17 protein-coding genes are annotated in these 15,868 nt (G+C 31.7%); 10 read left to right on the forward strand and 7 right to left on the reverse strand.

From position 1 onward, the window contains the following. Window positions 1–60 precede the first annotated feature (60 nt). The 6 genes from H574_RS0101430 to H574_RS0101455 all read left to right on the forward strand — a co-directional run bounded on the left by H574_RS0101430 (window position 61) and on the right by H574_RS0101455 (window position 4,887). The gene (locus tag H574_RS0101430; protein ID WP_027878832.1) at window positions 61–1,596 is read left to right on the forward strand and encodes a YifB family Mg chelatase-like AAA ATPase; all 1,536 of its coding nucleotides are present in this window, start codon (window positions 61–63) and stop codon (window positions 1,594–1,596) included. 76 nt (window positions 1,597–1,672) lie between these two features. Continuing rightward, window positions 1,673–2,032 (forward strand): hypothetical protein, encoded by a 360-nt coding sequence (locus tag H574_RS0101435; RefSeq protein ID WP_027878833.1) that lies wholly within the window; start codon window positions 1,673–1,675, stop codon window positions 2,030–2,032. A gap of 3 nt (window positions 2,033–2,035) precedes the next feature. Continuing rightward, window positions 2,036–2,767 carry a hypothetical protein gene (locus H574_RS0101440; protein ID WP_027878834.1) on the forward strand — a complete coding sequence of 244 codons (732 nt, stop codon included), beginning with the start codon at window positions 2,036–2,038 and terminating at the stop codon, window positions 2,765–2,767. A 107-nt stretch (window positions 2,768–2,874) separates the two neighbouring features. Continuing rightward, window positions 2,875–3,339: a hypothetical protein gene (locus H574_RS0101445; RefSeq protein ID WP_027878835.1), complete on the forward strand. Its 465-nt coding sequence runs from the start codon at window positions 2,875–2,877 to the stop codon at window positions 3,337–3,339. A gap of 5 nt (window positions 3,340–3,344) precedes the next feature. Further along, on the forward strand, window positions 3,345–4,055 hold the full coding sequence (locus H574_RS0101450) for a hypothetical protein (RefSeq protein WP_027878836.1): 711 nt from the start codon (window positions 3,345–3,347) through the stop codon (window positions 4,053–4,055). Continuing rightward, window positions 4,048–4,887: a sensor histidine kinase gene (locus H574_RS0101455; RefSeq protein ID WP_027878837.1), complete on the forward strand. Its 840-nt coding sequence runs from the start codon at window positions 4,048–4,050 to the stop codon at window positions 4,885–4,887. The genes H574_RS0101450 and H574_RS0101455 overlap by 8 nt, the downstream gene beginning before the upstream one ends. Here the strand turns inward: H574_RS0101455 and H574_RS0101460 are convergent. Genes H574_RS0101460 through panB form a run of 4 tightly spaced genes read right to left on the reverse strand, consistent with a single transcriptional unit; the run spans window position 4,873 to window position 8,229 of the window. Beyond that, window positions 4,873–6,243 carry an aldehyde dehydrogenase gene (locus tag H574_RS0101460; RefSeq protein WP_051169806.1) on the reverse strand — a complete coding sequence of 457 codons (1,371 nt, stop codon included), beginning with the start codon at window positions 6,241–6,243 and terminating at the stop codon, window positions 4,873–4,875. The genes H574_RS0101455 and H574_RS0101460 overlap by 15 nt on opposite strands. Window positions 6,244–6,280: 37 nt before the next feature. After that, the gene (locus H574_RS0101465; RefSeq protein WP_027878839.1) at window positions 6,281–6,985 is read right to left on the reverse strand and encodes an RluA family pseudouridine synthase; all 705 of its coding nucleotides are present in this window, start codon (window positions 6,983–6,985) and stop codon (window positions 6,281–6,283) included. A gap of 20 nt (window positions 6,986–7,005) precedes the next feature. Then, window positions 7,006–7,356, reverse strand: a complete 351-nt coding sequence (locus H574_RS0101470; RefSeq protein WP_027878840.1) for a four helix bundle protein — start codon at window positions 7,354–7,356, stop codon at window positions 7,006–7,008. 54 nt (window positions 7,357–7,410) lie between these two features. Further along, on the reverse strand, window positions 7,411–8,229 hold the full coding sequence (panB, locus tag H574_RS0101475; protein WP_027878841.1) for a 3-methyl-2-oxobutanoate hydroxymethyltransferase: 819 nt from the start codon (window positions 8,227–8,229) through the stop codon (window positions 7,411–7,413). Between the two features lie 101 nt (window positions 8,230–8,330). Between panB and H574_RS0101480 the strand changes: the two genes are divergently transcribed. Continuing rightward, window positions 8,331–8,780: a nuclear transport factor 2 family protein gene (locus H574_RS0101480; RefSeq protein WP_027878842.1), complete on the forward strand. Its 450-nt coding sequence runs from the start codon at window positions 8,331–8,333 to the stop codon at window positions 8,778–8,780. Window positions 8,781–8,897: 117 nt separating this feature from the next. Here the strand turns inward: H574_RS0101480 and H574_RS0101485 are convergent, their stop codons facing one another. The 3 genes from H574_RS0101485 to H574_RS0101495 all read right to left on the reverse strand — a co-directional run bounded on the left by H574_RS0101485 (window position 8,898) and on the right by H574_RS0101495 (window position 11,442). After that, window positions 8,898–9,425 carry a hypothetical protein gene (locus H574_RS0101485; RefSeq protein WP_027878843.1) on the reverse strand — a complete coding sequence of 176 codons (528 nt, stop codon included), beginning with the start codon at window positions 9,423–9,425 and terminating at the stop codon, window positions 8,898–8,900. An 18-nt stretch (window positions 9,426–9,443) separates the two neighbouring features. Next, window positions 9,444–10,865 (reverse strand): L-serine ammonia-lyase, encoded by a 1,422-nt coding sequence (locus tag H574_RS0101490; protein WP_027878844.1) that lies wholly within the window; start codon window positions 10,863–10,865, stop codon window positions 9,444–9,446. 85 nt (window positions 10,866–10,950) lie between these two features. Further along, window positions 10,951–11,442 (reverse strand): hypothetical protein, encoded by a 492-nt coding sequence (locus tag H574_RS0101495; RefSeq protein ID WP_027878845.1) that lies wholly within the window; start codon window positions 11,440–11,442, stop codon window positions 10,951–10,953. 174 nt (window positions 11,443–11,616) lie between these two features. On the opposite strand from H574_RS0101495, the gene dnaK reads away from it, so the two are divergent. The 3 genes from dnaK to H574_RS0101510 all read left to right on the forward strand — a co-directional run bounded on the left by dnaK (window position 11,617) and on the right by H574_RS0101510 (window position 15,868). Next, window positions 11,617–13,527: a molecular chaperone DnaK gene (dnaK, locus tag H574_RS0101500; RefSeq protein WP_027878846.1), complete on the forward strand. Its 1,911-nt coding sequence runs from the start codon at window positions 11,617–11,619 to the stop codon at window positions 13,525–13,527. A 106-nt stretch (window positions 13,528–13,633) separates the two neighbouring features. Then, window positions 13,634–14,863: a class I SAM-dependent rRNA methyltransferase gene (locus tag H574_RS0101505; protein WP_027878847.1), complete on the forward strand. Its 1,230-nt coding sequence runs from the start codon at window positions 13,634–13,636 to the stop codon at window positions 14,861–14,863. A gap of 60 nt (window positions 14,864–14,923) precedes the next feature. Then, window positions 14,924–15,868 (forward strand): NAD(P)H-dependent flavin oxidoreductase, encoded by a 945-nt coding sequence (locus tag H574_RS0101510; RefSeq protein ID WP_027878848.1) that lies wholly within the window; start codon window positions 14,924–14,926, stop codon window positions 15,866–15,868.

The raw sequence follows: 15,868 nt of genomic DNA on the forward strand, positions 1-15,868 counted from the left end.
CTATATTAAAAATGACAATTCATTCAAAATTTATATATTAACACTCTAAACCAATTATTTATGCTTAAAAAAGTATTTGGAAGTGCCGTTTTTGGTGTTGAAGCAACAACAGTAACCGTAGAAGTTAATGTAGATACCGGTATAGGTTATCATCTTGTTGGACTGCCCGACAATGCTATAAAAGAAAGTAATTATCGTATTGCAGCTGCGTTACAAAATAACGGTTATAAAATCCCTGGAAAGAAGATTATCATTAATATGTCTCCAGCAGATTTACGTAAAGAAGGCTCTGCTTATGATTTGACGTTAGCTATCGGGATTTTAGCAGCATCTAAACAAATTAAAGCCGAAGATTTAGACCGTTATTTAATTATGGGCGAATTATCTTTAGACGGAAATTTACAACCTATAAAAGGTGCGTTGCCTATTGCAATTAAGGCTAGGGAAGAAGGTTACAAAGGATTTATTTTACCTATGCAAAATGCAAAGGAAGCAGCAATAGTAAACGATTTAGAGGTTTTTGGTGTAGAAAATATTAAAGAAGTAATTAACTTTTTTGATAAAGGTGAAGCATTGCAACAAGTTAAAATTGATACCAGAAAAGAATTTGAAAAAAATCTAGACTTCCCAGAGTTTGATTTTGCAGACGTTAAAGGACAAGAAAGTATTAAACGTTGCATGGAAATTGCTGCAGCAGGAGGACATAACATTATTTTAATTGGTCCACCAGGTGCAGGAAAAACTATGTTAGCCAAGCGTTTACCTAGCATTTTGCCACCAATGACTTTACACGAAGCTTTAGAAACCACAAAAATACACAGTGTCGTTGGTCGTGTAAAAGACACAGGATTAATGTCGCAAAGACCATTTAGAAGTCCGCATCATACCATATCTAATGTCGCTTTAGTAGGTGGCGGAAGCTATCCGCAACCAGGAGAAATTTCTTTAAGTCATAATGGTGTGTTGTTTTTAGACGAGTTGCCAGAATTTAAAAGAGAAGTTTTAGAAGTAATGCGTCAACCTTTGGAGGATAGAGAAGTTACCATTTCTCGTGCGAAATTCACGGTTACTTATCCATCATCGTTTATGTTGGTAGCAAGTATGAATCCAAGTCCTGGCGGCTATTTTAACGATCCAGATGCGCCAGTAACAAGTAGTCCAGCCGAGATGCAACGGTATTTAAGCAAAATTTCTGGTCCATTGTTGGATAGGATAGATATTCATATTGAAGTAACGCCAGTACCTTTTGAAAAACTATCGGATGATCAAATAGCAGAAAGTTCTGTAGACATTAGAAAGCGAGTGACTAAAGCTAGAGAAATCCAGACAAAACGTTTCAAAGATTTTGAGAATGTACATTACAATGCGCAGATGTCTACCAAACAAATACGTAAATATTGTAAGTTGGACGATGCTTCACTTCAGCTTTTAAAAACAGCAATGGAGCGATTAAATCTTTCGGCTAGAGCTTATGACAGAATTTTAAAAGTAGCCAGAACTATTGCCGATTTAGAGCAAAGCGAAACCGTTTTGGGTAATCATATAAGCGAAGCAATTCAATATAGAAGTTTAGATCGCGATGGTTGGTTGGGTTAGTTGATTTATAACATTAACAAAATTTTTCCTACTTTTATGAAGTAAATGAGTTATTAATCAAACTAAAATTAACCAAATGCCAAAACCACAAGGAATAATCTCTGCTCAAGAAGCACAGACATTAAACGACAACTGGACAAACTTAAGAGCAAAAGCTAATGAAGCAGCTGCAGGACAACCAGACAATAGATCATCTTGGTACTCTTTAGATGATATGCAAAACTTTTTAGACTATATAAAAGAAAAAAACGATAACGTTAATGGCGTTCGTTTTTATTTAGGTGTAGAAACTACTAAAGAAGACTTAAAAGGAATGACGACTATTTTTATGGTTCCTACAGAAGAAAAGGATGGTAAAAACATTGATATTGAAGGTGCAGAAGTTATGGATAGAGGCTTAAGAGGCGATCCGCCACCTGCTAATTATCCTCAATAATTAATGGATTCTTTTATATATTTTATAAAATCAAATTACGATTTACTTTTTAAAAGTGCAGAAGTTTTAGCAGCTATTATTGGTATATTTTTGTTTAAAAAATATAAAAATGATAATGCTGCTAGGCTTTTTATATATTTTTTAATTTACGTTAATATAGTTGAAACAGTAGGAGCTTATCCACATGTTTTAAGAGGTTATCCTGATGATAATTGGGTTAACTTAGCCTTAAAAAACACCGTTTTTTATCAAAATACTTGGTGGTATACCTTAATGTGGGATATAGGCGTATCTATATTTTTATCTTTTTATTTTTTTAAAATATTAAAAACAAATTTCTTCAAAAAAGTTGTCAAGTACTTTAGTGTAATTTTAATATTATATCAAATTATACTATTTATTTACAAGTTTGACCTATTAATTAACAGTAGTATTTTAAATATTACAATGCTTCATATGATTTTGGTAGTAGTATTAACTTCACTTTATTTTATAGAGTTAATTAATAGCGATTCAATTATTAAATTTTATAAATCATTACCCTTTTATGTAGCAACTGCAACCTTAATATTTACAATAATACAGACACCAATCTATTTTTTTGAAAGCTACTATAATACAAATGATGAAAGTTTTATAGCACTACAAAGAACGATTAACGTATTTTCTATTATACTAATGTATTTTACTTTTGGTTATGGTCTTATTAAATCAGAGCCAGATACAACTACTTAAAATAATTAAGTAGTAAACTAATAAGCATTAAATTGCTGTAATGATTATACTAAATTTTTTTTATTACATTTAACCACATATTAGCTATTAATTTAAACTAACCAAAAATGAAAAATTTACTTAGCCTAATTATAGGATTAATTATCGGAGCTTTTGTTTCTTATTATTTTTTCTGTCCTTCTGGATTAACCACAGCTCCACCAACTAGCGTTGTACCAAAAGGAATCATATCTCCAAGTCAAGCCCAAGATTTAAGTGATAATTGGACCACTTATAGAAAAGCAGTAAACGACTCTGTAGCTTATAAAGGAGAAGAAAACCGTTCATCTTGGTATTCTATAGAAGATATGGAGTATTATGTTAATTATGCTCAAGATTCTTTAAACGCTAACGGAATACGTTTATATTTAGGAGTTAATACAACTTTTGGTGATGGAGGTTTAACAACTATATTTATGGTACCAACTCAAGAAGGAGATACAAGATCTTCTCCTCCTAAAGATATCTCAAATGCAGATGCTTTAGATATGGGACACAACGGAATTCCTCCAGGACACGGTTACCCAAATTAAGAGCTTTGGAAAAGTTTTTTATTGAAAATTATTCATACCTAACTTATTTTGTTGAGTTAGTAGCAGTTATTGCTGGAATTATTACGTACAAAAAATATAAAGGAACACCAGCTACTTTTTTTATTAAAATTATTTGGTTTAGTTTTTTTATAGAACTTATTGGAAGCTATTCTAATTACTATAATACTTTTGAGTTTTTAAAACCTATACTTAATTCTATTTTTAAAGTTAACTATTGGTGGTTTACCTTAACCTATTTAATAGGTGTTGTAATATCTATATCCATATTCTATCAGAAAATTTTAGAAAATATTAAATTTAAACAGTTTTTAAAATATTTAACTGTAGCTTATTTTTTATCTGCAGTTATATATTTGCTAATAAATCCAGACTTGTTTTTTAGTCAAATACCGCCTATAATATCTATTTTAGCAGGTATATTGGTCTTAACATCCTGTGTGCTTTATTTGGTAGAATTGTTGTTAACAGATAAGATTATAAATTTTTACAAATCAGTTTATTTTTATATAACAGTCGGACTATTTTTTTGGTGGATTGTAGTTACACCTTTAACATTTTATGACGTATATATGGTTAATAGTGACTGGAAATATATTCTTTTAAAATGGCAGGTTTTTCTATCCTTAAATTTTATGATGTATATTGTATTTGCTGTAGGACTACTAATATCTAAACCAGAAAAAGTCAATGAGTAATTTTATAATTTTATTATTAAAAGATCCAGCAACATCAACAGCTGCAGAAAGATATTTGCTTATTTACATGATATTTGTTTTAATAGCAATTACATCTTTAGTAATCTTATTTTTTATAGTATTTCAAAAAAGAAAAAATAAGCTTTTGATAGATAAAATTAAGCAGAAACAAGCATTTGAAAAAGAATTATCCAATGCGCAAACCGAAATACAAGAACAAACTTTAAAAAATATTGGTTGGGAACTTCATGATAATGTTGGTCAATTACTAGCAGCAGCTAGTATGCAACTTAATATTTTGAAAACAAAATTAGATAATGATGATGTGTTAAATTCATTTAAAGATGCTTCAGATACTGTAAAAGAAAGTCTAAAAGAAGTACGCATGCTTTCTAGATCATTAAATAATGAAGTTATTTTAAATATAGGTTTCGAAAAGTCTATTAGTAATGAATTAGATCGCCTTAAAAAGATGAAGTTTGCTAGTGCAGAGCTTAATGTAAAAGGAGATATAGTAGAATTTGAAAATAAAAAACACGAGATAATTATTTTTAGAATTCTTCAAGAGTTCTTTTCTAATACCGTTAAGTATTCTGAAGCAAAAAACCTATCTGTTATTTTAGATTATCAAGAAAATCACCTAAAGATTATAGCTAAAGATGATGGTGTAGGTTTTGATATGACCACAGTTAATAAAGGAGCAGGGTTATTAAATATGCAAAGTCGAGCAGAATTAATTAATATGGAATATCAATTATTATCTCAACCAGGTGATGGTGTTACTTTAGAACTACTTTATCCTTACAAACACGATACTTTAGAGCCATTTTAGTAAAGATTTTAATTTTTTTAATTTACCAGAATAAGGTGCGTATCTCAAGGGAATATCTAGCCAATTAGCTTTTTTTACAATAGCTTTTTTATGACTAAAAGTATCAAAAGTATACTTTCCGTGATAAGCGCCAATACCACTATTACCAACACCTCCAAAAGGTAATTTATGATTTGCAAAGTGAACAACAGTATCATTAATACAACCACCACCAAAAGAAAATTCTTTAATTAATTTTTTGGCTTGTGTAGTATTTGTACTAAATACATAAAAGCTTAATGGTTTTGGATAGCTGTTAATAATTTTATGAACTTCATTTAAATTTTTAAAAGAAAGAACAGGTAAAATAGGACCAAATATTTCATCTTCCATCACTTTACTGTTTAATGAAGGTTCATCAATTATTGTTGGAGAAATATAAAGGTCTTCTGCATTAGTCTGTCCACCAATCATGCAGTTTTCATTTGTTAGCATTTCTGATAGTCGATTGAAGTTTTTCTTATTAATTATACGAGCAAAATCTGAAGATTTTTCAGGGTTTTTGGTATAAATAGTTATAAGTTCATCTTTTAAAACTTCATAAAACTTATTCTTAATAGACGCATCAATTAAAATATAATCTGGTGCAATACACGTTTGACCTGCATTAATAAACTTACCCCAAACAATACGTTTTACAGTTAGTTTTATATTAGCAGTTTTATCAATAATACAAGGATTTTTTCCTCCTAATTCTAAAGTTATAGGTGTAAGATTTGGTGCAGCTGCTTTAGCTACAATTTTACCAACACCAACGCTACCTGTAAAGAAAATGTAATCCCAAACTTGATTTAGTAGTTTGGTAGAAGTATCTACGCCACCTTCAACCACGGTTACAAATTCTGGTGGAAAAACATTTTTTATAATTTTTGTAAGTAAAGCTGATGTATTAGGTGTTAACTCGCTTGGTTTTAGCACTACAGTATTTCCTGCTGCTACAGCACCTATTAATGGAGCTAAGGCGAGTTGGTAAGGATAATTCCAAGGAGCGATAATTAAAACTGTTCCGTAAGGTTCAGAATATAAATAGTCTGATGAAGGAAAATTTAATAGGCTAGGAAATACACGTTTTGGTTTTGCCCATTTGTTTATATTACTTATTGTACGTTTTAAGTCTTGTAAAACAATTGCTGTTTCAGTTATAACAGATTCAAATTCTGGTTTTTTAAAATCGTCATAAAGCGCTTTAACAATAAGATCTTCTTGGTTAATTAATTCTGATTGGAGCTGTTTTAGTAATTGCTTTCTGTAGGCAATAGTTTTGGTTTTACCAGTTTTAAAAAAATCTTTTTGAGAATTTACTATAGCTTCAATCATGCCTTATTTCTTTTTAATAAAAATAAGAATTATTAAACTAAATACAGGCGTCCCAAACAGGATCTTTTGGTAATGGTGCTGTAATATCTAACTCTTCTTTAGAAACAGGATGAATAAATTTAATATTTCTGGCATGTAGACTTATACTAGCATCTTTGTTGCTTCTATCAAAACCATATTTTAAATCGCCTTTTATTGGGCAACCAATAGTGGATAATTGAGTACGTATTTGATGGTGTCTACCTGTTTCTAAAGTAACTTCTAATAAGTAGAAATTATCTAGTTTTTTTATAATTTGATAACTTAATATAGCTTTTTTACTGTCTTTAACTTCAGTTGGATGTGCGTAAGATTTATTATTTTTAGGATTCTTTTTTAACCAATGTACAAGTCTATCTGAATCTTTTTTTGGTTTATTTTTAACTAAAGCCCAATAGGTTTTGGTTATATCTTTAGTTGCAAACATCTTGTTAAGTCTTGGTAATGCTTTGCTAGTTTTGGAGAAAATTACCAAACCAGAAGTAGGTCTGTCTAATCGATGAACCGTTCCTAAATAGACATTTCCTGGTTTGTTGTATTTATCTTTTAAATAAGATTTGACTACATCGCTTAACGGTTTATCACCAGTTTTATCACCTTGCACAATATCTCCAGCACGTTTATTAACCACAATTATATGGTTGTCTTCGTATATAACTTGTAGGTTGTTTTTGTTGGATAGATGCTTCGATTTTTGGATCATTCGATGATTAGATTTTTAGATTAACTTAAAGAAGAATTAAACTTTGAAGTCATTTTTATTATTGAATTTAATTCATTCAATAAAGATTCTAAATCTTCATCTGAAATAAAGTTTAAATCAGAAGCTATAAGAAGTTGAGTTTCAATTTCAAAAGCAGACCCTAATGTTATTTGTGAAAATCTAACAAAATCTTTATTTGATTTTCTTGAAGAACCTTCAGCTATATTAGATGGAATTGATACAGCAGCTCGTCTTAATTGATTTGTTAGCCCAAATTTTTCAGATTCAGGAAAATTAGAAGTTACTTGATAAATAGCAGAGCAAAAAATTCTACTACGTTTCCAAATTTCTAAATCCTTAAACCTATGCATAAATAATTTTTAATATAATTTAATCTAACAATCTAACAATCTAACAATCAATGTTTAATATTGTTCCTTCTCACTAGGAAAATCAACCGACTTTACATCATCTACATATTGAGATATTGCAGAAGTCATATCGTCATAAAGATTCATATAACGACGTAAAAATCTTGGATTAAATTCATGTGTCATACCAATCATATCGTGTAAAACTAATACTTGACCATCTACACCATTACCAGCACCTATACCAATTACAGGAATAGACACACTTTCGGCAACTTCTTTAGCTAATGTAGCAGGGATTTTTTCTAGAACAATAGCAAAACATCCTGCTCTTTCTAACATTATTGCATCAGATTTTAGTTTTTCAGCTTCAAATTCTTCTTTAGCTCTTACGGTATAAGTTCCAAATTTATAGATAGATTGTGGCATAAGTCCTAAATGTCCCATTACAGGTATGCCAGCGTTTATTATACGTTTAATAGATTCTTTTACTTCTTTTCCACCTTCAAGTTTTACCGCATGTCCGCCAGATTCTTTCATAATTCTAATAGCAGATCTCAACGCTTCTTTAGGATCACTTTGGTAAGTTCCAAACGGTAAATCTACCACTACTAACGCACGTTTTACAGCACGAATTACAGAAGAGGCATGGTAAATCATTTGGTCAAGAGTAATTGGTAATGTAGTTTCATGACCTGCCATTACATTACTTGCAGAATCACCAACTAAAATTACGTCTACACCAGCGCCATCTACGATAGTAGCCATAGTATAATCGTAAGCGGTAAGCATAGAAATTTTTTCGTTATTAGCCTTCATATCGACTAATGTTTTTACAGTAACTCTCTTATATTCTTTTTTTGCGGTAGACATAATTTTTAATTTGATAGACTGTAAAAATACTAAAATTAAGGCGTATTGCTAAATTTTTCTTTTAGTTGAAAATCTTATATTTACAATAAATTATATTTAAGATGAAATCAATTTTCTATGTTTTTTTGCTTTTAATTTCTGTTGAAACTTTTGCGCAAAGTGAAGCTGAAGTAAAAAAAACTATCGAAACGTTTTTTGAAGGTTTTCATAAACAGGATTCTACACTATTAAATAAAGTGGTTTATAAAGATGTAACGTTACAAACCATAGCGACTAACCGAGAAGGAAAAACCATTTTACATACCGAAGACTATTCAAAATTTATAACTTCAATTTTATCAATTCCTAAAAATCAAAAATTTGAAGAAAAGCTATTGAGTTTTGATATTAAAATTGACGGAAATATGGCAAATGCTTGGACACCTTACCAGTTTTGGTTTAACGACCAGTTTAGTCATTGTGGCGTTAATTCATTTCAGTTAATAAAAGTAGATAATGCTTGGAAAATTTTCTTTTTAGTAGATACCAGACGTAAAGATTGTGAAGAATAATTATATCTGATGTTTTCTTGGGCTAATTCGAAGCAGAAGTTAAGTATTTAGAAAATAGGGCAGAAAAGAGACATAAATTTTTCGAGTTTGCACTATGGTAAATATTGTATTTTTATTTTATTCATTTATTTCGATGTAGTTAAATCCAAAAAATGATTCATAGAAGCACAAATTAATTCTGTCTCCGATTTCTTTAGATAACCATAATTCGTGCTTACAAACAACAGTTTCCTTTTTATTAATTAGGTCAACTACTAGAGTATTAATTTCAGGTTTTCTAAAACCACTTTCTTCACTGTACTTATTTGTAATATAAAACGAATCACATTTAGTTTTTTGTGATAAAGAAATATTTAATTCGTTGAAAGCAAAAAATATAATGCCAGTAGTTATCATTAATACTAGTGCGCTCATTGTGCCATCATCATTTTTCTTAAGGCTAAATCTTAAAATTATTGGTTTTACTTTCTTTAATACTAAATACCCTAGAAATATCCCAATAATACTTACGGTTGCAGTAAAAATGTAAGGACTATCGTATTTTGGAATATCTTTAAAAGCAATAATTGTAAGAAATAAACTTACGAATAATGAGCTGAAGATAAATAGTCCGAGTATTATCGCATTTTTTTTTGACTTAGTCACTTTCTTTTTATGTTGTTTCTAACAATCAGATAAACTAACTCTAACTGCTAATCCACCTTCACTAGTTTCTTTGTATTTAGTATGCATATCCTTAGCGGTTTCCCACATGGTATCTACTACTTTATCTAGTGGTACTTTTACGTTTTTAGGATCTGTATCTAAAGCTAATTCGGCAGCATTAATAGCTTTTATTGCGCCCATACTATTACGTTCTATACAAGGAATTTGTACTAAACCAGCAATAGGATCGCAGGTTAGACCTAAATGATGTTCCATTGCAATTTCTGCAGCAATCATCACTTGTTCTGGCGTACCACCAAGTAATTCGGTTAAGGCACCAGCAGCCATAGCAGAAGATACGCCAATTTCAGCTTGACATCCGCCCATTGCAGCGCTAATTGTTGCACCTTTTTTAAAAATGCTACCAATTTCACTAGCTACTAAAAGAAAACGCTTTATGTCGCTAAAATCGCCATCATGATTTTCTATAACCATATAATACATTAACACAGCAGGAATTACGCCAGCACTTCCGTTAGTTGGTGCTGTTACTACACGACCTAAAGATGCGTTAACTTCATTTACAGCTAAAGCAAAACAGCTAACCCATTTAAGGATTTGTCTAAATTTAACTTCACTTTCTCTTATACTTTCTAACCATTCTTGCGGTGTTGTGTAAGGGACTTCGATATTTAAACGTTTGTGAGTGTCATAAGCACGTCTTCTAACATTTAAACCGCCTGGTAGATTACCTTCGGTATGACAACCAATAAACATACATTCTAGCATGGTTTGCCAAATGCGATTTAATTCGAAATCTATTTCCTCGTCAGAGCGAAGTGATCTTTCGTTTTCAAGTACAATTTCAGAGATACTAAGATTTTCTTTATGACAAAATTCAAGCAACTCTGTTGCTTTGTGAACAGGGTATGGAAATTCTTTAAGCAGTTCTACATTTTCTTCATGTACAGTACGTTCTTCTTTAACCACAAATCCGCCACCAATAGAGTAGAATGTAGACTCATGCGTTTCATTTTCCGCGTAAGCGGTAAACTTAATTCCGTTTGCATGAAACGGTAAAAACTCACGGTTAAACACAATATCTTTTTCGGGTTCAAAAGGAATCACTAACTCATTGTTTAAAACTAATTTGTGCGTGTTAGTGATAGACGCAATTACAATGTCAATAGTATCGGTAGGTATACGTTCTGGATCAGCACCACTTAAACCTAGCATAACGGCTAAGTCAGTAGCATGACCTTTTCCTGTTAAGGATAATGACCCATATAGGTCAACTTTTACATTAATAATGCGGTCAAAAAAGTTATCTGCTTTTAGCTCATAAATCCAGCGTTCGGCAGCACGCCAAGGTCCTAAAGTGTGAGAACTTGATGGACCTACGCCAATTTTAAGCATATCAAAAACCGAGATACATTCCATTTACGAAAACGTTATATTTTTCGCAAATATACATTTGTTATTTGTGTTACAATAAAAAAGAGAAAATATTAACTATTAATAAAGTTTATCGTCTTTTAAACGACTTTATATCAAGTAGCTCTATTACATTATTAATATCAGAATAATCAACTCTACCAACGTTATCTGCAGGAACAACTACAACTCTAAATATTTGATTATTTGTCCAAACAGGATCTAAAGTACTAAAATTAGTATCTCCTTCTAAGAAAAACCTTACATCGTTTTGAGTAAAATCAAAGTTGTAAGTTAAAGATGTATTGTCTTCAAAAGTGGTGCTTTGAGGTAACAATCGCCAGATATCTTGACCGTTATCTGTATCCCATAAAATATACACAAGTGTCATGTCGTAAGGAAACAAATCAAAACCATATGGTTCTATAAATTCATAATTATTTTCAGCAGTAAAATCTATTGCAATTTCAAAAGCACTAGAAACAATTAATCCTCCATCTTGACCATCAAATCCAGGAGGACCTTGCGGACCTTCACAAGCAAATAAAAAAGCGACAATAACTAAGGACAATAATTTTTTCATAACTAAAATTTTAATTTTTATAAAGTTACAATTATGTTTTAAAATACTGTGTTTATTGATTATCTAAATTTAAATATGACATCGTGTCAGTAAAAATGTCTTGGCATATTAATTGACTTAATGACGTCGAATAAGTTTTTTAAAACACAACAAAAAAATAAATTATATAAAATTATGAGTAAGATTATTGGAATCGATTTAGGAACAACTAACTCTTGCGTTTCTGTAATGGAAGGTAACGAACCAGTAGTTATCCCTAACGCAGAAGGTAAGCGTACTACACCTTCTGTAATCGCTTTTGTTGAAGGCGGAGAGATAAAAGTTGGTGATCCAGCAAAACGTCAAGCAGTAACAAACCCAACAAAAACTGTTTATTCTATTAAACGTTTTATGGGTAACAAATATTCTGAGTCTAAAAACGAAGCAGAACGTGTACCATATAAAGTAGTAAAAGGTGATAATGATACACCTCGTGTAGATATTGACGGTCGTTTATATACACCACAAGAATTATCTGCAATGGTACTTCAAAAAATGAAAAAAACAGCTGAAGACTACTTAGGACAAGACGTAAGCGAAGCAGTAATTACTGTACCAGCTTACTTTAATGATAGTCAACGTCAAGCTACTAAAGAAGCAGGAGAAATTGCTGGTCTTAAAGTTAGACGTATCATCAACGAGCCTACAGCAGCAGCTTTAGCTTATGGATTAGACAAAAAAGGAACAGATCAAAAAATTGTAGTATTTGACTTTGGTGGTGGTACTCATGACGTATCTATATTAGAGTTAGGAGATGGCGTTTTTGAAGTATTATCTACAGACGGAGATACACATTTAGGTGGTGATGATGTAGATGAAAAAATTATTAACTGGTTAGCAGACGAGTTTCAAGCTGAAGAAAACATGGACTTACGTAAAGATCCAATGTCTTTACAACGTTTAAAAGAAGCTTCAGAAAAAGCTAAGATAGAATTGTCATCTTCTGAGCAAACTGAAATCAACTTACCATATATCACAGCTACAGCAAGCGGACCAAAACACTTAGTGCGCACATTAACACGTAGTAAATTTGAGCAATTAATAGACGATTTAGTAAAACGTACTATAGAGCCATGTGAGTCTGCATTAAAGTCTGCAGGATTAAGTAAAAGTGACATTGACCAAATTATCTTAGTTGGTGGATCTACACGTATTCCAGCAGTACAAAAAGCAGTAGAAAGTTTCTTTGGTAAAGCGCCAAGTAAAGGAGTAAATCCAGACGAGGTTGTATCTTTAGGAGCAGCAATACAAGGTGGTGTATTAACAGGAGATGTAAAAGACGTTTTATTATTAGACGTAACACCGTTATCTTTAGGTATTGAGACTATGGGTAATGTATTTACTAAGTTAATCGAAGCAAATACAACAATCCCAACAAAAAAATCTCAGGTATTTTCTACCGCAGCAGATAATCAGCCATCAGTAGAAATCCATGTATTACAAGGAGAACGTGCTATGGCGGCAGACAATAAAACAATTGGACGTTTCCACTTAGACGGAATTCCACCAGCACAAAGAGGTGTACCACAAATTGAGGTAACTTTTGATATTGATGCTAACGGTATTATTAAAGTATCTGCAACAGATAAAGCAACAGGAAAATCTCAAGATATTCGTATTGAAGCGTCTTCTGGATTAACTGAAGATGAAATCCAAAAGATGAAAGCAGACGCTGAAGCAAATGCAGAAGCAGATAAAAAAGCAGCAGAAAGCGCTAAGAAGTTAAACGAAGCAGACTCTATGATTTTCCAAACGGAAAAGCAATTAAAAGAATTTGGTGATAAATTATCAGAAGATAAGAAAAAGCCAATTGAAGATGCTTTAGAAGAACTTAAAAAAGCTTACGAAACAAAAGATTTAGCAGTAATCGAGCCAGCGTTAGAAAAAATTAACGAAGCTTGGAAAGTTGCTAGCGAAGAAATGTACAAAGCACAACAAGAAGCACAAGGAGCAGCTGGTGCTACAGACGCAGGTGCAGGCGCACAAGGTCAAGCAGCAGACTCTGGTAGTGATGTTGAAGACGTTGACTTCGAAGAAGTGAAATAATTTATCATTTCTTAGTAAAACTTAGAATCTAAATAAAACTAAAAACGCAATCTTTTCGGTTGCGTTTTTGCATTTATATAACCTACATTTGTAGTAAAATTAGTAGATGACTTTTTCAGAAAAAATAAAAGCAAATTATCAACCTAAACGCCTTGCTGTAAAATTAAATGCAAAAGGCGAGCAATTTGTTGTAAAAGGTCATCCTTGGGTATTTTCTAATAGTATTGTTAAGATAAATGACGATGCAAAAACAGGTGATTTAGCTATAATCTTCAGTAAAAACAAAAACAAAGTTATTGCTTTGGGTTTGTTTGATGCTAATTCGCCTATTCGTATCAAAATTATACACAATTCTCAAGAAAAGGTTGAAGTCAATTCCGCTTTTTTTCATCATAAAATAGAAAACGCATTTGCATTAAGACAACCGTTATTGCAAACCAATACTAATAGCTACCGCTTATTGTTTGGCGAAAATGATGGATTTCCTGGGTTAATTGCAGATGTGTATGACAAAGTTTTGGTCGTTAAATTATATTCTGAAATCTGGCTACCTTACATAGAAACCATTATTCCTAGTTTACAGCAAATTTCTAAAGCAGAAACAGTAGTTGTTAGATTAAGCCGAAGTCTAGAAAATTCGTCTAATCACCAATTAAAAGATGGCGATGTTATTTATGGTACTTTAGAAAATGAAGTTATAGAATTTATTGAACACGACGTAAAATTTTCTGCTCACGTTATTAAAGGTCACAAAACAGGTTACTTTTTAGATCATCGTGCTAACAGAAAACAAGTAGGCGAGTGGAGTAAAGACAAAACTGTATTGGATGTATTTAGCTACGCTGGTGGTTTTTCGGTACACGCGTTATATAATGGCGCAAAAGAAGTAACCAGTTTAGATATAAGTAAACAAGCTTTAGAAGTAGCTATCCAAAACGGAAAATTAAACGATTATACAGGAATACATAAAACCATTGCAGGTGATGCTTTTGAAGCGCTTAAACAACTTATTAAAGACAAGAAAACGTTTGACGTCGTTGTTATAGATCCTCCAAGTTTTGCAAAACAAGCATCAGAAATAGATTTAGCTAAAAAGAAATACGCACAATTAGCTCAATTAGGAGAACAACTTACTGCTAAAAAAGGACTATTAGTTTTAGCGTCATGTTCTTCTAGAGTTGTCCCACAAGCATTTTTCGATATTAATAAACAGGTTTTGCTAGATAGTAATAGATCGTTTAACCTAATTTTGAAAACTGGACATGACATTGATCATCCAGTAACCTTTCCTGAAGGAGAATACCTAAAATGTGGTTATTATAGATTTCAAAACTAAAAAGTGTTATGCATGCATAATATTTTTTGTATATTTATGCGATCAAATAAACTGATAAATATGCAAACTAAACTTACAGAGTTACTTAATATAAAACATCCTATCATAATGGCGCCAATGTTTTTGGTGTCTAACGTTGCAATGGTTAAAGAAGCAATGAATTCTGGTATTGCTGGATGTATACCAGCATTAAACTATCGTACTTTAGAAGAATTAAGAGCAGCGATTAAAGAACTTAAAGCTAGCAAGCCTGAAGGTGGCGCATTTGGTTTTAACTTAATTGTAAACAAGTCAAACCCTAAAGCTAAAGCACAATTAGATGTGTTGTGCGAAGAAGGTTGTGATTTTATTTTAACGTCTTTAGGTAACCCAAAAGAAACGATAGAACATGCTCACAAAGTAGGTATCAAAGTGTTTTGTGATATTACCGATTTACGTTTTGCCCAAAAAGTAGAAAGTTTAGGCGCAGATGCTGTTGTTGCAGTAAATAATGAAGCTGGCGGACATAGAGGAAATATCTCACCAGAAGAATTAATTTCAACTTTAAAAAATAATTTAAATATTCCTGTTATTTCTGCTGGTGGCGTTGGCTGTAAGGCAGATATTGATAAAATGTTAAGTTATGGCGCTGTTGGCGTATCAGTTGGAAGTCCATTTATAGCGTCTGTAGAAGCTGGCGTTACAGAAGAATATAAACAAGCTTGCGTAGATTATGGCGCAGAAGATATAGTAATGACCGAGCGTATTTCAGGAACACCATGTACCGTCATTAATACACCTTATGTTAAAAAAATTGGTACAAAAGCTACTTGGATAGAAAACCTGTTAAACAAGAATAAAAAATTGAAAAAATGGGTTAAAATGATTCGTTTTTCAATAGGAATGAAAGCAACCGAAAAAGCAGCTAAAAAAGCGACTTATAAAACGGTTTGGGTCGCAGGTCCAAGTATAGAACACACTAAAGAAATTTTACCTGTAAAAGACATTATTGCAAATCTTGTCTAA

Origin of the sequence: Mesoflavibacter zeaxanthinifaciens DSM 18436 (assembly GCF_000422365.1) — a bacterium.
Classification (GTDB): Bacteria; Bacteroidota; Bacteroidia; order Flavobacteriales; family Flavobacteriaceae; genus Mesoflavibacter; species Mesoflavibacter zeaxanthinifaciens.